Source organism: Desulforegulaceae bacterium (assembly GCA_034006035.1).
Classification (GTDB): Bacteria; Desulfobacterota; Desulfobacteria; order Desulfobacterales; family JACKCP01; genus JACKCP01.
In genome coordinates this window covers 106,013-127,397 of the sequence record JAVETN010000004.1, presented here as the reverse complement: position 1 = coordinate 127,397, position 21,385 = coordinate 106,013, and the positions used below count along the sequence as shown (strand labels likewise).

At 34.5% G+C, this 21,385-nt stretch carries 17 protein-coding genes; 12 read left to right on the top strand and 5 right to left on the bottom strand.

What is annotated here, in order from left to right; translation table 11 throughout:
• Nucleotides 1-30: 30 nt before the first annotated feature.
• Nucleotides 31-885 carry a pantoate--beta-alanine ligase gene (gene panC, locus RBR53_04920; protein MDY0131993.1) on the bottom strand — a complete coding sequence of 285 codons (855 nt, stop codon included), beginning with the start codon at nt 883-885 and terminating at the stop codon, nt 31-33.
• Nucleotides 886-1,262: 377 nt separating this feature from the next.
• On the opposite strand from panC, the gene RBR53_04915 reads away from it, so the two are divergent.
• The 8 genes from RBR53_04915 (at nt 1,263) to RBR53_04880 (ending at nt 9,164) form a co-directional block, all read left to right on the top strand.
• Entirely contained in the window at nt 1,263-2,327 is a 1,065-nt protein-coding gene (locus RBR53_04915; protein MDY0131992.1) for a phenyltransferase domain-containing protein, read from the top strand.
• Nucleotides 2,328-2,395: 68 nt separating this feature from the next.
• The gene (locus RBR53_04910) at nt 2,396-3,118 is read left to right on the top strand and encodes an acyltransferase (GenBank protein MDY0131991.1); all 723 of its coding nucleotides are present in this window, start codon (nt 2,396-2,398) and stop codon (nt 3,116-3,118) included.
• Between the two features lie 6 nt (nt 3,119-3,124).
• Nucleotides 3,125-3,691, top strand: a complete 567-nt coding sequence (locus tag RBR53_04905; GenBank protein ID MDY0131990.1) for a DUF4390 domain-containing protein — start codon at nt 3,125-3,127, stop codon at nt 3,689-3,691.
• Nucleotides 3,692-3,693: 2 nt separating this feature from the next.
• Entirely contained in the window at nt 3,694-5,787 is a 2,094-nt protein-coding gene (locus RBR53_04900; protein MDY0131989.1) for an ATP-binding protein, read from the top strand.
• 40 nt (nt 5,788-5,827) lie between these two features.
• A complete protein-coding gene (locus RBR53_04895) occupies nt 5,828-7,168 on the top strand; it encodes a sigma-54 dependent transcriptional regulator (GenBank protein MDY0131988.1) in 1,341 nt (446 codons plus the stop codon).
• A 2-nt stretch (nt 7,169-7,170) separates the two neighbouring features.
• Complete coding sequence (gene rsmD, locus RBR53_04890) at nt 7,171-7,716, top strand: 16S rRNA (guanine(966)-N(2))-methyltransferase RsmD (protein MDY0131987.1); 546 nt, start codon at nt 7,171-7,173, stop codon at nt 7,714-7,716.
• A gap of 62 nt (nt 7,717-7,778) precedes the next feature.
• Nucleotides 7,779-8,270: a pantetheine-phosphate adenylyltransferase gene (gene coaD, locus RBR53_04885; protein ID MDY0131986.1), complete on the top strand. Its 492-nt coding sequence runs from the start codon at nt 7,779-7,781 to the stop codon at nt 8,268-8,270.
• 3 nt (nt 8,271-8,273) lie between these two features.
• Entirely contained in the window at nt 8,274-9,164 is an 891-nt protein-coding gene (locus tag RBR53_04880) for a selenium metabolism-associated LysR family transcriptional regulator (GenBank protein ID MDY0131985.1), read from the top strand.
• On the opposite strand, the gene RBR53_04875 is transcribed toward RBR53_04880, so the two are convergent.
• From RBR53_04875 to RBR53_04865, 3 genes are all read right to left on the bottom strand, one after another.
• Nucleotides 9,161-9,739 (bottom strand): VTT domain-containing protein, encoded by a 579-nt coding sequence (locus RBR53_04875; GenBank protein MDY0131984.1) that lies wholly within the window; start codon nt 9,737-9,739, stop codon nt 9,161-9,163. The genes RBR53_04880 and RBR53_04875 overlap by 4 nt on opposite strands.
• A gap of 3 nt (nt 9,740-9,742) precedes the next feature.
• Nucleotides 9,743-10,390 (bottom strand): protein-L-isoaspartate(D-aspartate) O-methyltransferase, encoded by a 648-nt coding sequence (locus tag RBR53_04870; GenBank protein MDY0131983.1) that lies wholly within the window; start codon nt 10,388-10,390, stop codon nt 9,743-9,745.
• A gap of 462 nt (nt 10,391-10,852) precedes the next feature.
• A complete protein-coding gene (locus RBR53_04865) occupies nt 10,853-11,449 on the bottom strand; it encodes a 5-formyltetrahydrofolate cyclo-ligase (protein ID MDY0131982.1) in 597 nt (198 codons plus the stop codon).
• Nucleotides 11,450-11,566: 117 nt separating this feature from the next.
• Here RBR53_04865 and serS point away from each other — a divergent pair, with 117 nt between their 5' ends.
• From serS to RBR53_04845, 4 genes are read left to right on the top strand one after another with little or no spacing between them, the layout of a single operon-like run.
• Nucleotides 11,567-12,850, top strand: coding sequence for a serine--tRNA ligase (serS, locus tag RBR53_04860; protein MDY0131981.1), 1,284 nt, complete (start codon nt 11,567-11,569; stop codon nt 12,848-12,850).
• Complete coding sequence (thrC, locus tag RBR53_04855; protein ID MDY0131980.1) at nt 12,840-14,333, top strand: threonine synthase; 1,494 nt, start codon at nt 12,840-12,842, stop codon at nt 14,331-14,333. The genes serS and thrC overlap by 11 nt, the downstream gene beginning before the upstream one ends.
• Nucleotide 14,334: 1 nt before the next feature.
• Nucleotides 14,335-15,990: a LysM domain-containing protein gene (locus RBR53_04850; GenBank protein MDY0131979.1), complete on the top strand. Its 1,656-nt coding sequence runs from the start codon at nt 14,335-14,337 to the stop codon at nt 15,988-15,990.
• A gap of 19 nt (nt 15,991-16,009) precedes the next feature.
• On the top strand, nt 16,010-16,759 hold the full coding sequence (locus tag RBR53_04845) for a tetratricopeptide repeat protein (protein MDY0131978.1): 750 nt from the start codon (nt 16,010-16,012) through the stop codon (nt 16,757-16,759).
• A gap of 49 nt (nt 16,760-16,808) precedes the next feature.
• Here RBR53_04845 and RBR53_04840 read toward each other — a convergent pair whose 3' ends face one another.
• Nucleotides 16,809-21,383, bottom strand: coding sequence for an invasin domain 3-containing protein (locus tag RBR53_04840; protein MDY0131977.1), 4,575 nt, complete (start codon nt 21,381-21,383; stop codon nt 16,809-16,811).
• Nucleotides 21,384-21,385 lie beyond the last annotated feature (2 nt).

The following is a 21,385-nucleotide window of genomic DNA, read 5'->3' as shown; positions in this document are numbered from 1 at the left end:
CCCGATTCTATGATTTTGTTTCCCTTTTGATCAGGGAATTATTACCTTGTTGTCTATAAGCCTTGTTTTCCCAATAAAAACAGCCATTGCAAGAACAACTTTCCTATCTATAAACTCTAAATCTTCAAGGGTTTCAGGATCGCAGATATTTATATAATCAATTTTTGATTTTTCATACTGACCAATAACACCCTTGATAACCTCTATAACTTTTGAAGATTTTTTTTCTCCGGCCTTGATTATTTTTTCTGCTTCAAGAATGCTTTTATATAAAAGAATTGCGTTTTTACGCTCTTCTTCCGACAAATAACTATTTCTTGAACTCAGTGCAAGTCCGCTGCTTTCCCTTACAATAGGAACCCCTTCAATTGTTACAGGAAAATTAAGATCTTTTACCATCTGCTTTATAATTGCCAGCTGCTGAAAATCCTTTTCTCCGAAAAAAGCAAAATCAGGCTGAACAATATTAAAAAGCTTTGAAACAACGGTTGCAACTCCTTTAAAATGACCAACCCTTGATTTACCGCATAAATGATCAGGGAGTTTTTCAAGATCCACATAGGTTTGATAATTCTCAGGATAAATTTCCTTAGCTGATGGAAAAAAAACAGCATCAGCCCCTCTTTTGGAAGCCAGCTCAAAATCTTTGTCAAAATTTCTGGGATAACTTTCAAAATCTTCACCCTCACCAAACTGGGCAGGATTTACAAAAACACTTACAACTACCCTGGTACATTTTTCTTTTGCCCTGTCAATAAGTGAAAGATGGCCTTCATGTAAAAACCCCATTGTGGGTACTAATCCAACACTGAAACCATCTTTTTTACAATTTGTTGACCAGGCATTTACATTTGCTATATTTTCAAAAACTTTAATTTGTCCCATAATCCTTCCTGAAAATTAAGTACAGCCGGGCAGTAAAGTAATCTTAATTGATCAAAACTAAAACCCCACCCGAGATATCAAGACTTATTGATTAATTGATGTCTTATAAAAAGTCAACTTATCAATCCTTAAATTTTAACTTAATTCAAATTTGTTTCAACAACCCTCAAGATTTGAGCAGCTCCTTTGATAGATAATCCCCTAATAATTATTGTAATTATACAGCTTATCTGATAAAAAAATTTGTTCTGCATTGTATTTTATAATGGTTATTTTATGATGGAGAGCAAATTGTTAATTTATCTGATTAAATTAAATATATTGGTTTGGGCTGTTAAACTTTGTACAATAAAATTAAATTTTCCGGAGATTTAGATTTGAATATAAAATCACAGGACAAGGCGGCAATAACAAATTCACCTTTAACAACAATAATTGAAGATTGTGCTAAAAGCATAATCAATGCCCAAAAAGGCACTGGTGAAATACCCTGGGCTATAGGAGAGAAAACAGACTCCTGGGATATGGTGGAAGCAATAATGGGACTTAATATCTGCGGCTATTTCCAAGAGTCTAAAAAAGGTTTTGAATGGCTTAAAAAGACCCAGAATTCCGACGGGAGTTTTTATGCATCATATATGAACGGCTCACCTGAAGACATGACAAAAGATACAAATATGTCTTCTTATATTGCAGTGGGACTGCTTCAATACCTTATAATTACAAAAGATTTGGATTTTACACGCTATATCTGGCCTACTGTAGAAAAAGGACTTAATTTTGTAATTTCACTCCAGGCAGAAGGAGGGGAAATCTACTGGGCAAAAAGCCCTAAAGGAAATATAGACAAAATGTGCCTTCTTACAGGATCAAGCTCAATTTACACCAGCCTTAAATGTGGAATTTACCTTGGAGAAAAACTGGGGTTTGATTATCCTCATTGGAAAACTGCAGCAATTAAGCTTGAAAATGCACTGAGAAAAAGACGCCATGTTTTTGATGTTACAAAATCAAGATATTCAATGGACTGGTTTTATCCAATTTTATGCGGGGCCCTGACAAAAAACGAATGCGAAAAAAGACTGGAAAAATACTGGAAAAAATTCATTGTTGAAGGAATGGGAGTCAGGTGCGTTTCAGAAAACCCATGGATTACAATGGCTGAAACCTGCGAACTTGTTCTTGCCCTTAACTCAATGGGAAAGAAAAGAAAAGCTGAAATTGTTTTCAACTGGATTCTTGACAGACGATTTGAAGACGATGGATCATTTTGGTGCGGATTTACATTTCCAGATATGGTTATCTGGCCCGAAGAAAAATACACATGGACAAATGGAGTGGCAATAATGGCAGCTGATGCCCTTTATGATTTAACTCCTGCCTCAAATCTTTTTTCCCATGCTTTCTGGGAACAAAAAAGCACCTGGCGGTATTTAAATTAAACTATTGAAAATTTTAAACAATTTACTTCACTTAAATTAAAATATAAAGTTTTAAAAGCGAGTTCTAATTGAGAAAAGACAGAAGACCCTACTGGATGAAAAAACTCCATGAGAACATCCAGGATAAATATTTCAGGCAATTTGTAAAACCTGGTTTTGAAAGTATAGGCAAAGGATCTTATGCAATAAAGCCATGGCATATTGAACTTTTCGGTTCACCTATAAAAGGGGGAAAATACGTTAACTTCATAGCAGCTCCCGATAAAAAAATCAGACTCACAGTATGGACAGATCTTCCAGACACCAAAGGGATTGAACTTGGCGATTATGTCCTTGTCTGCCCGGGTGTAAGAATTTCTTCTGCAACTTCAGTGTCCATAGGAAACAATTGCATGCTTGCAAGCGGAGTATATATTACAGATGCTGATTGGCATGAAATATACGACAGAAGCAAGTCCATAGGAAAAACCAGGCCTGTTTCAATAGGAGACAATGTGTGGCTTGGAGACAGTGTTATTGTATGCAAAGGAGTAACCATAGGCAAAAATGCAATTATCGGAGCAGGCTCGGTTGTGGTTTCTGACATACCTGAAAACACAATAGCAGGAGGAAATCCTGCCAGAATAATCAAAGAGCTTGATCCCGACAAAAAAATAATCACAAGAGGGGACTGGTACTCAAACCCGGGCAAACTTATTGAAGGGTTTGACATTCTTCAAAAGGATCTTTTATTGGGTAACACAACTCTTGGATGGATAAAAAGTCTTTTTTTCCCCTCCAACTCGGATTAAAATATTATGAGCTTAAATTTTAAAAAATTTAATATTTTTATACTTTTTCTTATTGTTTTTTCTTTTTTTTCAGTTTCTTTGTCTGCCCAGGAAACAAAAATAACAAACTTTATTGTAAACAAAAAAGAAAATAAAATTTTTATATCATTTTCAACGGAAAATGCATTTTCAAAAAGCATTACAAACTTAATTCAAAGTGGAACCCCTGTTACCTTTTCCTTTGATATTAAAGTTGAAAAACAAAGAAGATTTTTTCCTAACAAAACAATATATAAAAAAGAGATAATTCACAAAATCAAATACAGCAGTCTTACAAAAACATTTTTCATTATAAAACCCTATATTTCCGAGGAACCCTATGTGATAAATTCAAAAACAAGGGTAAAATCTGAAATGACAACAATAACAGACTTTGAAGTTGAACTTCCCCTAAAATCAAAAGGAAACCACCTGGTTTATGCAAGGGCAAGACTTCAGGAAGTTATTTTACCTTTTTATATGCACAAGGTGTTTTTCTTTTTATCTGCCTGGGATTTTAAAACTGATTGGGCAAACCAGAACATAGAAATCTGAAAATGGAAAAAGACCAGAAAAAAAAAGAGCTTAAACTCATAATTGTCATTGTGGCAATTCTTGGAATTCTTGCCTTCTTTGAGATCAAGTTTCTTAAAAATGACTCAGGCTTTCAACTCAATGCCGCTTTAGTCTTTTTTATAATGAACTTGAATCTGATTTTACTTCTCCTTCTTATTTTTCTTGTTCTTAGGAACCTGATAAAACTCTACTATGAAAGAAAAACAGAGATTCCAGGATCAAAAATCAAAACAAGGCTTTTAATGGCATTTATTTTGATTACTCTAATTCCCAATGCCCTGCTTTTCATATCTTCTGTAAACTTTATAAATTCAAGTATTGAATACTGGTTTAATGCTCCTGTAGAGCAAGCTCTTAAAAACTCCATTGATGCAGGCCATGAATATTATAAATACCTGGAAAAAAACCACTCATACTTTATAGAACAAAACCTAAGCAATTTTAAAAATTCTAAACAAAAAGAACTTCAGGCGTTAATAGAGCCATCTCTTTATGATTTTGTTGAGGTATATTCAAAATCAGGGGAAAGACTTTATTTTGCCATGAAACAAAGTCTTGGCCCTGAAGCTCAAATAGCTGAAACCAGAATTCAAAATATTGAAAAATTTCCTATAACCATTACAATTGACAGCGGAAATATAAAAATAATTAAGACCATAATTAAAACAAATGACCTTTATATTTCCACAGGGATTAAAGCGGAGCCAAGAATTTTAATAAACTTTGACAAAATCTCTGAAGGCTATGAAGAATATCAGCAAATAAAGCTTATGAAAAGCTCAGTTCAGACAACTTATATTATAGCTCTTTTTATGGTGAGCTTTCTTGTGCTTTTTTCAGCCATCTGGTTTGCCTTTTATTTTTCCAAAACAATAACTGATCCAATAATGGATCTTGTAAATGCCACAAGAATAATTTCCAGGGGAAATCTTGATCTTAAACTTAAATCCAAAACAGACGATGAAATAGGAACCCTGGTAAATTCTTTCAATGAAATGACAACCGAGCTTAAAACTGCAAAAACAACTGTTCAAAGGCAAAATGAAAAATTTGCAAGCAGGACAAGATATATTGAAACCATATTGAGAAATATTTCCACAGGGGTGATAGCAATTGACTCTAACGGAACAATAACAGCTGCAAATATGGCTTTTGGAAATATTTTTAAAACTGACTATTCCCTTATAATAGGCAAATATTACGAGGATGTTCTTCCCAAAAAATATTGTGAACTTGCAAAAAGATATATTAAATCAGACAAAAGAATAATTGAAGAGGAAATTCCTGTCCAGCTTCCAATTGAAAATGACAAAAGAAATCTTTTACTCAGATTTTCCTCTCTTCATGATGAAATAGGAAAAAACATAGGTATAGTTACTGTTTCAGAAGATGTAACAGAGCTTGAAAAAGCCCAGAGAATGGCCGCCTGGCGTGAAATTGCAAGACAGATTGCCCATGAGGTCAAAAACCCTCTTACACCTATTTCCCTTGCAGCACAAAGGCTTCAAAGAAAATTTCCTGAACTTCGTCAGGACACAATTTTTCAAGACTGCACAAAAACAATAATTGACCATGTTGAAATTATGAGAAATCTTGTAAATGAATTTGCCTCCTATGCAAAATTTCCATCACCCCAAAAAACCTTGGCTGACTTTAATGATGTTTTAAGCTCAACAATTCCCCTTTACAGAGAAAAATACCCTGAAATAGAATTTAATATAAAACTTCCTGAAAAACTGCCTAAAATTTTTATGGACAAACGCCAAATAAGTCAGGCAGTAATCAACCTTGTGGAAAATGCCGCTGCTGCCATGAACGGCAAAGGAGTATTAAATATTGAAACTCATCTTAAAAAAAGCAAAAAACTTCTAAGCATAAAATTTTCCGATTCAGGGCCTGGAATTAACAAAGACAAAAGTACAAGACTTTTTGAACCCTATTTTTCCACTAAAAAATCAGGTACAGGACTTGGTCTTACAATTGTAAACTCAATAATAAGCTCCCATGAAGGAACCATAACCCTTGATGGGAGTGAAACAGGAGGAGCATGCTTTATTGTGGAGCTTCCTGTATAAAAAGAAACGCTCAACTCATGTATAAATAAAGGAAATTGATATGAGTCCCCATATTCTTGTGGTTGATGATGAAAAAGCAATCTTGAAACTTTTAACAGAAATGCTTAGAGACGAAGGGTTTGTTGTTTCATCTGCTCAAAACGGATATGAAGCATTGAAACAAATAGAAAAAGAAGAGCCAGATCTTGTTCTTCTTGATATTTACCTGCCTGGAATAAACGGAATAGAAACTTTGCAGGAAATAAAAAAAATAAACAACTCTATTCCTGTTATTATTATTTCAAGTTACGGTAATATTGACAATGCTGTGTATGCAACCAAGCTGGGAGCCTATGATTTTATAGAAAAACCTCTGGCCATAGACAAAACCCTGGTAGCCATAAAAAATGCCCTGGAATACCAAAGACTTGAAGAGGAAAACAGGTATCTTAAAAAAAAGAACCTTGATAAAAATTCTTTCACAGGGAACTCAGAAGTAATTAATGAACTTAAAGGAAAACTTTTTCAGGCTGCAATGTCAGATGAAAACATCCTTGTTTACGGGGAAAACGGAACAGGCAAAAAACTTGCTGCAAGAAATATTCATTTTTTAAGTAAACGATCTGAGTTTGAAATGGTCACTATTAATTGTGCCTGCCTTCCAAAAGAATCGGCTGAAAAAACTCTTTTTGGCTGCTCCAAAGGCTTTTTATCCCCTGATTCCCCAAGAGTGAAAGGAAAGCTTGAGCTGGCAGATTCAAGCACTCTTTACCTTGATGAAATCAATGCTCTTGACCTTAAAACCCAGGAGCAGCTCCTTGAGTTTATAGAAACAAAAGAAATTACAAGACTTGGAGAATCCAGAGAAATAAAGATAAATACAAGAATAATTTCCAGCACAAGCGTTCATCTTGAAAAAGAAGATTTTAGAAAAGACCTTTTTTACAGGCTTAATGTTGTAAATATTAACTTACCTCCTCTTAGAGAAAGAAAAGAGGATATAAAAATTATTGCCGAACATTTTCTTAAAGAAGCTTCTTTTGCTTATAACACAGAAAAAAAAGAGCTGAGTCAAAAAACATTTGAAATCCTTGAAAACCATGACTGGCCCGGAAATGTAAGGGAACTTAAAAACTTTATCAACAGTATCACCTTGATGATAGACAAAGGAAATATTGAACCTGAAGATCTTCCCATGGAATTTTCATATTTAACAGACAAAACTCCAAGATTGAAAACAACTGAAAATCTTATAAAAACAAACAACTACAATTTAGCAATGAAAGAATTTGAAAAAATATTCATAAAACAAAAGTTTGAAGAATTTGAAAACGATATTGAAAAAACAGCAAAAGAAACAGGGCTGACAAAAGAAGAAATTGAAAAAATAGTGAAAGATTAAAATTGAAAATAAACACCGGAATTTTAAAAGGAAGAAAATTAAAAACTCCAAAAGGATTGGACACAAGACCCACATCTGGAATCACAAGGGAAAGTATTTTTAATATTCTTAAGGACAAAATAAACAATTCACTTATTCTTGATCTTTACTCAGGAAGCGGTTCCTTTGGAATAGAGGCTTTAAGCAGGGGAGCAGGCTTTTGTATTTTTGTTGAAAACAACAAAGACCCCCTTGAGTGCTTGAAGTTTAATATTAAAAACTTTGACCTTGAAAAAAGCTCTAAAATCTTAAAAAAAAATCTGCCTGAAGATATTAACACCTTATTTTCAGATAAAAACTTTGATCTTGTTTTTCTTGACCCTCCATATTCAAAAGGCTTGGTAAACCAAACCCTTAAAAATTTAAAATCAGCCAGGTTTATTAATGAAAAAACCACTATAATTGTTGAACATTCAAAAAAAGAAACTCCTGACCCTTCTATTTTTAAATTAATTGACACAAGAAAATACGGCAAAAGCCTTGTAAGTTTTTTAAACTCCATGATATAGAAAAATTGTATTTGTTTTTCAAATAACTCTTATCATAATTTCCAAAGGGGATATTTTTATAAATGCCAATTTCAGCTATTTATCCGGGCTCTTTTGATCCCATCACCAACGGTCATATTGACATAATAGAAAGATCTATCAAAATTTTTGACAAAGTTATTGTAACCGTAATGTACAATCCAGCAAAAAAATCACTTTTTTCAGTGGAAGAAAGAATAGAGCTTATAAAAAAATCCTTAAAAGATTTTGAAAGAGTTGAGGTTGACAGTTACAATGGACTTCTCATTGATTATGCAAAAAGAAACAATATCCATGCTGTTATTCGGGGAATGAGAGCCTTATCTGACTTTGAAAACGAATTTCAGATGGCAATGATGAACAGACGGCTTGACAGAAATATAGAAACAGTTTTTTTTATGACCGGTTTAAGATGGATATTTACAAGCTCATCAGGAATAAAAGAAGCTGCTGCTTTTGGAGCTGACATCACAGGAATGGTTCCCCCCCTTGTTCACAAGGAAATACTGAAAAAATTCAATAAAGGACAAAACTAATCCATGGATCTCTGGCAGCTTAAAATTTTTTCCAAAGTAGTTGAACTTAAAAGTTTTTCCAGGGCAGGAAAAGCAATTCATCTTTCACAGCCAACAATAAGCAGCCATATAAAAGATCTGGAATCCCACTTTAACTGCCGCCTCATTGACAGACTTGGCAAAGAAGCTGTTCCCACAAGTGCAGGAGCTCTTTTATATTCCAGAGCAAAGGAAATTCTTGCTTTAAAAGAAGCAACAGAAGCAAGTATGGCCGAATTTCAGGGCTCAATTAAGGGAAAACTCAAAATCGGCGGAAGTACAATTCCAGGGAACTATATTTTGCCTCCCTTAATAGGAAAATTTATCTCAAAAAACAAAGATGTGAAAATCTCCCTGTCAATAAACGACACTTCTCAAATAATTCAGCAAATTATAAATGCTGAAGTTGAAATAGGGATTGTGGGTGCAAAATCACTAAATAAAAAGATTAAACAGGTTTCTCTTACAAAAGATGAGATGCGCGTTATAGTTCCAAGAGGACATCAGTGGTTTTCAAAAAAAGAAATAGAAATAAATGAGCTTAAAAACCAACCTTTTATAATGAGGGAAGAAGGATCTGGAACAAAAGAATCCCTTATAAAAAGACTAAACCAACACAATATTCAAATTGATGATTTTAATATTATAGCAGAACTTGGAAGCACATCAGCAATAATTCAGGGAATTAAAGGAAAAATTGGAATTTCAATCCTTTCTCCAATAGCAGTTTCTGAAGAGCTAGAAGCCAAAAGCCTTAAGGCTATTCCCCTTAAAGGAATAAATCTTTCAAGGAATTTTTACCTTAGCTTTAATAAAGAAAGAACTCCCTCTCCTATTATGGCTGCTTTTAAAACTTTCCTTTTAACCAACAATTAAAAAGCATATTTAATTAAAACAAACCCGCCAACCAGAAGAACAGTAAAAACAACAGCTAAAACATTGAAATATTTGTCCACAAAAAATTTAATTCTTTCACCGTAAAAATATAGCAAAGTTCCCTGAATAAAAAATCTAAGTGACCTTGAAAAAAATGAAGCCGCAATAAAAACAGGAAGACTTATTTCAAAAATACCGGCAGCAATGGTAAAAACCTTATATGGAATGGGAGAAAAACCTGCTATGGCTACGGCCCAGGCATCATAATTGTTATAAAGAACTCCGATTTGATCCATTTTTTTCTGAAACCCGTAAAGGACAACTATTTTATAGCCAATAAAATCCATGAATCTCAAGCCGATAAAATATCCAAACACTCCTCCAAGAACAGAACCAAGGGAACAAATAAGTGAATAAAAAAATGATTTTAAAGGTTTTCCTGCACAAAGGGCAATTAAAAGAACATCTGGAGGAATAGGAAAAAAAGAAGACTCGGCAAATGAAAGAATAAAAAGAGCATAAGTCCCCCATTTTGAATCAGACCAGCTCAAAACCCAATTATATAATCTTTTCAAAAACTATCCCCCCCAGCCATGCTTGCCTATGAGCTTAACAAACCTGCATCCACCAAGATTTTCTTCCTCTATACCTTTTTCAGTTTTTTTGTATCTCATAAGCTCCTGGGAAGTTTCACTGCCCACAGGAACAACCAAAAGACCTCCAATTTCCAGTTGATCAAATAATTTCACAGGAGGATTTGGTGAACCCGCAGTAATCATAATTTTATCAAAAGGGGCTTCGTCCTTCCAGCCAAGGGTTCCGTCAGTATATTTGGAGGCTATATTAAAGTATCTTAATTTATCAAAAAGCTGCTGTGACTGCCTGTAAAGCCTGTAAATTCTTTCAACTGTGTAAACCTTGAATACAAGCCTTGACAAAATTGCCGCTTGATAACCTGAACCTGTTCCCACTTCAAGTACTCTATCCTCAGGATGGGGCTCTAAAGCCTGGGTCATTTCTGCAACCATAAAAGGCTGTGAAATTGTTTGCTGATCACCAATGGGAAGAGGATGATCTGAATATGCCTGGTCCTTAAAAGCTTCACTTACAAACAAATGCCTTGGAACTTCACGCATAGCACTTAAAACATCATCATTTACAATTCCCCTGGGGATCAATTGATTATCAACCATAAGATCACGCCAACGCTTGTACTTCAGAGACATTAACTACTCCTGTCAATTTATAATAGGCTTTTATACAAAGACCTTGATTAACCTGATTTAGCGAACAAAATCAAATTTATTTATTAATTAAATTTCTTTAAATTTCCTTTTTCAACCTTTTACAAATGAACTTTTCACTCTTTTCACTCAGGGTGAAATAAAATTTGAGTTTCAGGCAGTGGCAATAAAGGAATTCATGATTCCTTGAAAAAAAATCAAAAATTAAGCTGTTAGATCAACTAAAGTTCACAGTTTAATTTGTTTTCTATTTTTTTCAACTAAAAACTTTAAAGTTTTGGCTTAATTGAGGTATTTACTAATTGTCTTACAATAAAAAATTAAACTTAGATCTAAAAAACTCTGGAATTAAAAAAAGGGATTTATAAACTGTCAAAACTATAAATCCCTTAATTAAAATTGAATTAATTCTTAACTAGACCTGAATTTTCAAATATTTATGGTTTAGATTTTATAAATTATTCTTTCATCGGTAACTATTATATCAACATACTTTTTTCTTGATTCCATGGGGATCTGGGAAACAATCTGTTCTTCAAGGCCTAAGGCAATTTTTCTTGTTGTAATGGGAAGCATGGTGATAATCCTATCGTATTCACCACTATCTGAGGCTATTCTTCCGCCCTTTTCGTCAAAAGCAAGTCCTGGGATAATAGCAATATCTATAAATTCACATGGAATTTCCCTACACTTTTTTATATTAGGAACCATAAATCCGTTTTCATTTTTCACAAGCTGCTGCTTAAGATTGTCAACCTTATAAAATTTGATATTTTCCTTTTTGTCCTTAAGTAAAGGAAAGGTAATAACTTTATCAAGTTTTAAAGATTCGTTAAAAACAGCAGTTATATCAAATTCAAGCTCGGCAGCCGGATAATAAAGCATGGCTATTTTGGACTCAAGGTAATTTGCAAATCCAAAAAGTCTTTTAACAACATCATCTTTTTTCTTCTTCAAATCTTCCTCAGGCAAAGAAAAAACAGCAGTTTCCACCTCTCCAGTCATGCGTAGTCTTTTCTCTTTATTGTCTTCAGCAGGCATAATCCCTCCATAATCTTGTTTTTACTCTGTGAATAAGGATTGACGCATCTTTCAGCTCGTGGTAGCTAAGAGATTGTTAATATCTTTACCAAAAATAATACTAATATAGGTACGCCAATGCTTGAAATCAAGTTTATCAGGAAAAATTTATCAATTGTTAAAGAAGCTCTTGACAAAAGAGGGGCTGATTCTTCTATTTTAAAACAATTTGAAGAAAACGATATTATAAGAAAAAAAATTGTTCTTGAAATAGAAGAATTAAGAAACAAAAGAAATACAGTATCAGAAGAAATTGCAGTAAAAAAAAGAAATAAAGAAGATGCATCTTCAATGATTGAAGAAATGAAAAAAACTTCAGATAAAATTAAGTTAATGGAAAAAGATTTAAGGGATGCTGAAGAAAAAATTGAAGCTGCATTAATGACTATCCCAAATATCCCCCATGAGTCTGTTCCTTTTGGAAAAGATGACAGCGAAAATGTTTTTTTAAGAAAGCACGGCAACCCAAGAGAATTTGACTTTACTCCCCTTGCCCATTGGGATCTTGGAGTAAACCTTAAAATTTTCAACTTTGAAAAAGCTGCTGAAATAACAGGGGCAAGATTTCCTCTTTATCTTGGAAAAGGTGCAAGACTTGAAAGAGCCCTAACAAATTTCATGCTTGATCTTCACACAGAAAAACATGGATATACTGAAACCATTCCCCCTTATATTGTTAATAGAAACACATTAACAGGTACAGGGCAGCTTCCCAAATTTGAGGATGACCTTTTTAAAATAGACGGGCTAGATTATTTTCTGATTCCAACTGCTGAAGTACCAGTTACAAATATTTTAAAAAACGAAATTTTAGATGAAAATGATTTCCCTCTCTATTTTACAGCATTTACCCCTTGTTTTAGAAAAGAAGCGGGTTCTTACGGAAAAGATACCAAAGGTCTTATAAGACAGCACCAGTTCAACAAGGTTGAATTGGTCAAATTCACCCGTCCTGAAGACTCTTATGATGAGCTTGAAAAACTTTTAAGCAATGCAGAAGAAGTTCTTAAACTGCTTGAACTGCCCTATAGAATAGTAACCCTCTGCAGTGGAGATCTTGGTTTCTCAGCTGCAAAAACCTATGATATTGAAGTATGGATGCCTGCCCAGGATAAATACAGAGAAATATCTTCCTGCAGTAATTTTGAAGATTTTCAAGCAAGACGTACAAATATAAGATACAAGAAAAAAGGTAAAAAAGGGACATTTTTTCCCCACACCCTTAATGGTTCAGGACTTGCTGTGGGAAGAACAGTGGCAGCAATTCTTGAAAATTGTCAGGATGAAAACGGTGATATTATAATTCCTGAAAAACTCAGGCCATACATGAACAATATGGAGAAAATTGAAATTGAAAACTAACTATTTCCCAGAAGATATAAAAGATCTTGTTATTCCTTCTCCCCAGGGAGAAATGTATTACAAATGCCTTGGATGCGAAAGTGAACACCCCATAGACGAACTTTTATACATTTGTCCAAAATGCGGTAAAGTGCTTCTTCTTCATGACAGAAACTTTGAAAACCTAAAAAAGATTTCCGGTGAAAAGTGGAGAAAAATCCTGGACTTTAGAAAGATTTTAAAAATACCTGCAGTTTCAGGAATTTACAGATATCACGAATTTCTTGGTTCTGTAATTCCCCTTGATTCAATTGTATATCTTGGGGAAGGCCACACTCCCATGATTGAAGCCAATGATAATCTTAAAGATTATGCAGGGGTTAAATTTTTTTATAAAAACGACGGACAAAATCCCAGTGCTTCTTTTAAAGACAGAGGAATGGCCTCAGCTCTTTCCTATATAAATTTTCTTTTAAACTCAGGAAAATCTGAAAACATTCTTGCAGTTTGTGCATCAACCGGAGATACAAGTGCAGCTGCTGCACTTTACTCAGCTTATCTTTACCCCAGGGTAAAATCAGCTGTTTTGCTTCCCCATAAAAAAGTTACTCCCCAACAGCTTTCCCAGCCCCTTGGAAGCGGAGCTCAGGTATTTGAAATACCAGGAGTTTTTGATGATTGTATGAAAGTTGTGGAATATCTTTCAGAAAACTACAATGTAGCCCTTTTAAATTCAAAAAATGCCTGGAGAATTCTTGGACAAGAATCATTTTCCTATGAAATTGCCCAGGACTTTGATTTTGATATGAAAAATAAGGCTGTTTTTGTTCCAATTGGAAATGCAGGAAATATCACAGCTATTTTAAATGGATTTATGAAGTTTTTTGAACTTGGAATTATTGAAGAACTTCCTAAAATCATAGGAGTTCAGTCAGAGCATGCAAACCCTGTATTTAAATATTATCTGGAAAAAAATCCTGATAAACGTAAATTTGAACCCATGGTTGTTCAGCCAAGTGTTGCCCAGGCTGCAATGATTGGAAATCCTGTTTCAATGCCAAGGGTTATCCAGCTTGTAAATCAATACAATTCAGTTTCACAAAAAAACAATGTTGAAATTGTCTGCGTAACTGAACAGGAAATAATGGACAATGAGCTTAGAGCAAATAGAAACGGTCATATTGCCTGCACCCATGGAGGAGAAACCCTTGCAGGTCTTGTAAAAGCTGTTTCTGAAGGAATAATTGATAAAGATACCATAGCTGTGGTTGACTCAACAGCCCATGCATTAAAATTTTCAGGATTTCAGGATATGTATTTTGACAAATCAATCCCTCCTGAATATCAAATTGTTCCAGATGAATCCCTTATTAACCTTCCTTCCCTTATTAAAGCAAAGGGAATAGATGTTTATCCAGCTCCAGGAAAACCTCTTAAAGCTGAAAAAATGTCTGAGTTTGTTAAAAAAACAGCCGATGAAATTGCAAAAAAATTAAATCTGTGAAATGAAAAAAATAATTTTTTTATGGGTTTTTTCTGCCTTTTTAACTTTTCCTTTAGATAAAAAGGCAGACTCTGCAATTTTATATAAAGAATATCAAATCTTCAATATTGAGGGAGCCAAATACTTATGTGCCACTCATATTGTCCAGGAAGGTGATTATCTTTACAAAATCCTAAGGGAAAGAGGAACATACTCAAAGAACAAATTAAACTCCCTTAGAATTCTTAATCCTCAGCTGAAAAACATAAACAAAATTGAACCTGGCCAGCTTATTTATCTTCCCATAAGAATAGCAAAAGAAAATGAATTTAAAGATATTGAAAGCGGAAGAATTCTTGTTCCCTTTATAACCAAAGAAAATATAGAAGATCTTCTCAAAGAATATTCAGGTCCCTATGAAGTAAAACCCGGAGATACAGTTTCAAAGCTTCTTTCAAATACCCTCTATACAAAATGGGGAACCAGGGAATATACAAGAGGTGTTAAACTTTTTGAATACATCAACCCTGAAATAGAAAACATTAATCTTCTTTCAAAAGGCCAGAATATAAAACTTCCCAAGTCTGAAGTTGTTAACAAAGAATGGTATCCTTCTCTTTTTAATCCTGAAATAGAAAAAAGACTTTCAGGCAAAAAAAAAGATAAACTCAATATAACAATTCCATCCCCTCCCAAAAAAGAGTTAAGCCCCCCAAAAAAAAACATTCTTGAATTGATTGCCAATACTTTAAACGGAAAACTTGAATCAAGAGGAGAACTTTATCTTCCTTATAAAGAAAAGATCATCCCCCTTGTATTGTCAAAAACTCCTTTTATTAAGTCTGAAATTTATCCCCATGTATTTTTTTATGAAAAAGATTTTCTGGACAATAACCAAAAAGAAATAATAAAAAAATTTTATAAAGAAGCCATTTTTTTCAATCTTAACAATAAAGTTGAAAATCAAGACATTTTATCTAAAAAAACATTAAATTTTAATGGAATAGAAATTGAAATAGAATATAAAAATAAAATCACCTCTTCAAAAGGTTCAAGTAAAGAAAGTGAAATCTTTTATATAAAAAATTATTATAAATCACCTTTTAGTTTTTTATCTTTATTACTTAAAGAAAATATTGTTTTACCATCTCAAACTAAAATCCATTCAAATCCTGAATCTATTTATTTTAAAAACATGGACCCAAAAACATTTGTTAAAAATTTTTTCCTATTGCTTGGATGCAAATACAACGAAGATACCCAAATATCATTTCCATTTAAAGGTGTGCAAATAAAAGCATATACAAATATTGCAGTTAATCAAAAAGATAAGTTTCTCATAGTTGATTTTAATGAGTTTTACGGAGAAGCAATAAACTCCATAAAAAAAATGAAAATGAAAATAATGACAATTAATCACAATGAGTCCAATTTGGATTTGGCAATAAAAATTGCAAAAAACTTTAACTATCCAATAATAAAAGATCCTGTTTTTCCCCAATCAGCCGGATATAATGAATTTTCACCACTAAAAGTTAAAATCCCCGGAACTTTATTGATAAATCATTTCAATGCCCAAAACAGATTAATCTTTTTTCCAAGATTAGATTCTTCCAAATTTCCCAAGCCTGTACTATATTATCTTGACTGGCTTGGTATCAAAACTGTTTTTATCTAAATTTAATCAGGGAAAATTTATGAAATTCAAATTTGTTTCTTTTATATTTGCAATCTGTTTATGCTTTTTTTCATGTTCATCTGCTTTAAACAATTCAGAACAAAAAGCTCAGGCAGAGACAATAAGAAATCTTGGTGAGGCTTATCTTGCAGCAGGAAACCCTACCCTTGCGATCAGGGAATTATTAAAAGCAGACTCAATGCTTCCAAATGATCCCTATACTCAAAACGGTCTTGGTTTGGCCTATCTTTCAAGAGGGATAATTGATAAATCAATTTTTCATTTTAAAAAAGCCATTGAATTAAAACCTGAATATGCCCCCGCAATAAATAACCTTGGAACTGCCTATCTTGCCGAAGGTAATTGGGATATGGCAATTGAAACTCTTACCCCTCTTACTAAAAACATTTTATATGCGACCCCACATTTTGCAGAATCAAATATTGCCTATGCTTTTTTAAATAAAAGGGATTTTTTAAGGGCAGAAAAACACTATAAAAACAGTCTTGAACTTTATCCAAACTATATCACTGCCCTCCGGGGACTTTGTGTTGTCTACCGTCAAACTGGAGATTATAGAAGCTCATTGAGCTCAATTAACAGGGCAATAAAATACTATCCAAAAAATGGTGAGCTTTATCTTCAAAAAGCCAACACTCTTATTTTAATGGGGGAAAAGGAAAAAGCTAAAAAAGAATTTTTAAATGCTGTTTCTTTTGGAAATGATGATGTTGTTGAAGAGGCTGAGATGGCTTTAAAAAATATTTAAAAATAAAAGCCGGTTCATACTGAAACCGGCTTTTATATGTTATGAATTATCAATCTAATTTTTTAAAATCTATTTTATAAGTCTGATTAACACCCGAACATCCAGGTGCACTTGTTTCACAGGCAGGATCAAATTCAAAAATTATGCTTGAATCTACTTCCAAAGTATAACTTATTACTATTGGCCTATTAGTTGAAGTATCAGTTTTATCTCTAAAAGTACCCTGGCTTACATATAAATCCCCATAATCAATATTAAATATCAGTTCACCATTACTGGTTACTCTCAAACTTGAACCGTAAACAGGAGGATTTCCATTTCGATCTTCAACATAACAATAAAAAGTTACAAGATTACCAGTTCTTTCATAAGTAACAGACATAACAGCATCACCTGAAAATAAAATCGGCATTCTTGCCATGATAAGATTTGTCATGCCTGTTTTGCATTCAAACCATTCCAAATTACCATTATCAAGCCCATTAACAGATTTGAAAAAATTAATTCCTTCACCGCCAATATACAAGGCCTTTGGATTATCAATATCATCAACTGCAAGGGAATGCTGTGCAAAAAGGGTCAAATCTTCAGGCGGAGAATATTGGGGAAGCCCTGCATTAGATTCTTTCCATGGAGAAGTTATGGAGTAGTTGCCTGTATTATTTATAGATGCAGAATAAAGATTTCCAACAGCATGTTCCTCAAGAGGTCCTTCAAAATATGTTATTGCATAAATTCTATTTCCAGCCACCTGAAGGTCTTTTATACCAAGTCCTGAATCCCGCACTGTTTTAAATGTAAAAACATCTCCAGCCTCAAAATCCAGAGACCCGTCTTTAATTGTAAACTCTAAGGTGTCTGTTATGTCATATTTACCTGCTGTTATATCATAAACAGGGAAAACTCCTGAAACAGAACCTGTTACACTGAATTTTCCGCCGTTTCCTACAGCTTCTATACATTTTACAGTCCAGTTTTCAGTTTCTGCATCTTCACCAACATTACTGATATTTAGAGTTCCGTTTCCTTTATTTAAAACATCAGCTTTTACCGATGTATTTCCAAAACCTTTTCCAAACCCATCTATATATTTTGTCCAGGTATTACCGGCGTCAGTAGTGTAGAAAACACCTGCACTTTTTGTTCCTGCATAAATAACATTGTCATTGTCTGGAATACCTGCAAGACATGTAATGTTATCTTCAGAAAAATTTGAAACCTCTGTCCAAGTCCTGCCGCCATCTACGGACTTAAATACTCCAGTAGCTGCTGCTGCATAAAGAACAGCAGTATTTCCTGTACCAGAAGCTTTAAAAATATCTCTCACAATCTTGCCAAAACCAAGTCCGCTTTCCAACACTTCAAATTCAAGATTATCATTTTCTTCAAAAGGCGTAGTTCCAGAAGTAATTTTAAAACTTACTTCATCTGAATCTGTCACATAAGTAACTCCGGTTTTTGCAGTTCGCTTTTGAACTCCTGATTCACTGCCCTCAACAAGCCAGTATCTTTCCCCTGTTATACCTGTTTTAAAAGACCATTTGTCTCCTTTTTCAAAAAAAGTGTAGCTACCAGATCTAATCTCAAATGAAATTTCATCATTATTGAACTCAATATCAGTTCTTGCTTTATCAGGAAGCTGATTTCCATTCTGACTAACACTCCATGAGTCTCTCATTGTTTCAAATTTAAATTTATCTCCAAGAGCATAGGTCTTAACACCTCCTGTAATATAAAATTCAACTTCATCGTTTGTTGCCTTGAAATTTTTATTGAGTTGAGCTTCACCCATAATACCAATTGATCCGCTTCCGATTACTCTGAATTTTTCTTCTCCGGGAGTGGTAATATCAATACATTCTACAGTCCAGGTTGTATCTTGAGTATTTTTTGATGTTGAAACAATGGTTAGTTTTCCAAGATTATCAGGATTACTAAGAGTTTTTTCTACGTCTCCATAACCACCCTCATATTCAAGAACCCACTCCGAATCTCCTGCAGCAAGTTCGGCGGAAAGATCATTGATAGAACCGTCTGCACTGCTTCCTGTAAATTGGGGGCTCGATGTGACTTCTGCACCAACAGGATTAAACTTATATGTTGCAGTCCATTTTTCAGACTTCATAGATGGCCCATAAACAATATTTTCTATTGTTCCATTTCCTGAGTTCTTATCTCCCGGATCTAAGGGGCCTGATTTTGTTTTGCCGCCATACATAAAATGTATGCCATCCGAAGTATAAATTGCTCCAAGGCCGTCAGTCCCGGCCCAAATATAATCACTTCCTTTGTCAGCCTGAACTGATCGAACTGCTGTAGAATCACTTAGCAATCCGTCAAAATTTTCTATATTTCCGCCCTTCCAGGTACCTCCTGCGTCAATACTTTTATAAATATTTCCTCCGCCAAGGTATCCTGCAGCCGCATATACAATATCTGTATCGTCTGGGTCTATTACAATGTCATTAATGTAGGGATCAATAAAATTCTGACCTGGTTCATTGGAGCTTCTGCTTATATTTGTCCAGCTTGATCCTGCATTATTTGACTTGTATACTCCTCCGCCGTTTGTTCCTGCATAGATTATATTATTATTTGGATCAACTGCTATTGAAGTTACCCTGGTTGTCCTGCCGCCATTATTTGCCTCTGCAGTAACGCATACAAAACCCTGTTCAGGAACAGGGTTACTGGCTGAATAAAGATCATTCTGTGCCAGTCCGGAAACAGTTTGAGCAACACTTGGACTGAAAAAGCCTCCTGTATTGTATGTCTTAAATGAAATTGCAGTATTATCTGGAACAGCATTACCGTACTTATCTGCTGCACTGACTGTTATTTTATCAACAAGATTAGCAAGAGTTAAACCTGAAATATTTCTGTACTGGGCTGAAATACTGAATTCTTCTCCAACTGGGTTTCCTGATTTAACAGCAATTTGGCTTACAATTGAAGAAATATTTGTATCATTATGATATGTTGCTTTTAAGCTTACAGGGCCTGATTTTGTACCGCTTCTTAAAATAGTACTCACCTGCCCATTCTTTGTAAGTGCAGACTTTGGATCAAGCTCCTCTCCGCCATTTGGACCATCAAGTATTTCGAAATTTACTTTATACCCATCTGAAACAGGTTCTCCTGAAGTATTCACAACATTAAAAGCAATCCTTGCAGTTGACTGGCCCCCCGTACCTTTAATATTTATTGAAGATGGATCAGGAAAACCATCGGCTACCTGCATAAAAGATGGAGGCGGTAATATGGTTATATCGGCATTACCAGTAACATTATTTACAGTTGAGGGGTTATCATCCGGATCATAAGATGCTGAAAAAGTGAGCAGCCCACCTACATTTGAACCTGTAAAATTAAATACAGCCTCTCCCTCGGAATTTGTCTGCTGAGAATTTGAGGACAGAGCACCAAGAGAATTGTCGCTCATGACAATGGATACGGCCTTATTTTGTATAGGGTTTCCTGAGGCATCAATTACTTTTGCAGTAATTACAGACTTATCATCACCTGTACCTAAAATTGAATTTGGAATAATATTCAGACCAATACTGCCTGGGGTATATTCAATATTTAATTGGGCTGTTTTTCCCCTGGCTTCAGCTATTATAGTTGCATTTCCTGGAATCAAAGGGCTTATCAAGGTTGCAATGGCATTTCCCAATATTGATGAAGCACTTGCATCTATTGTTCCAAGACCGCCTTCTTTTATTCTAAAATTAACCTGTGTTCCATCAGGAACATCTCCCCCGCCAACACTGGTTAGGCTTGCTGTTATAATTGCCTGGGTTTTACCATCTGCAGGAAGGCTTGAGGGTTGGGAAACGAGTGAAATTGAACCAATTTGCTGACCAATTATTGTTATATCCGTTGATTCAATTTTCCCACCACTATTTTTTACCGTTATGGTATCGCGACCGCTTCCTGGCACTGATGATGGTGCAGTATAAGAAAAGCTTGCCTTTCCATTAGCAGTTACAACAGAATATGTATCCAAACTGCCGTATTCAGATCTCAATACCAGAGTTTCCCCATCTACAGGGTTACCAAACTGGTCCAGAATACTTATATCAACCTTGCTTTTACTAGTCCCGTCAGCAGTTAAATTAGCAGGTGATGCAGAAAGTTTTATTTCAGAAGCAGGACCATGAACAAAGTCAATATCTACTGAACTGCTGACTCCTTCTGAAATTGCAGATAAAACTGCCTTGCCAATTGTTTCAGCTGAAAATAATTTTGTTTCGGCCACGCCCTTATTGTCTGTTGTCACAGGATTTTTATCCAAAGTCCCGGCAGTAGTCTCAAGTTCTACAACTTTGCCTGACAAAACATTGTCCTGATCATTTTTCACTACTACCCTTACAACAATGTAAGTTTTGCCGTCTGCAACAATCTTGTTATTACCTGTATTTATAACTATGGAACTTACTGATTGAGAAACTTCTTCATCCCCATCTGTATTTCCACCGTTTTCATCCCCGCCAGTATCACCACTGTTTTCATCAGCAACTGGAGCTTCATCACTGGAACTATCGCTTGAACATCCAGAAATAACAAACATCAAGGCAACCAATATCAGGACAATATATTTCCCAGAACTAAGATATTTCATTA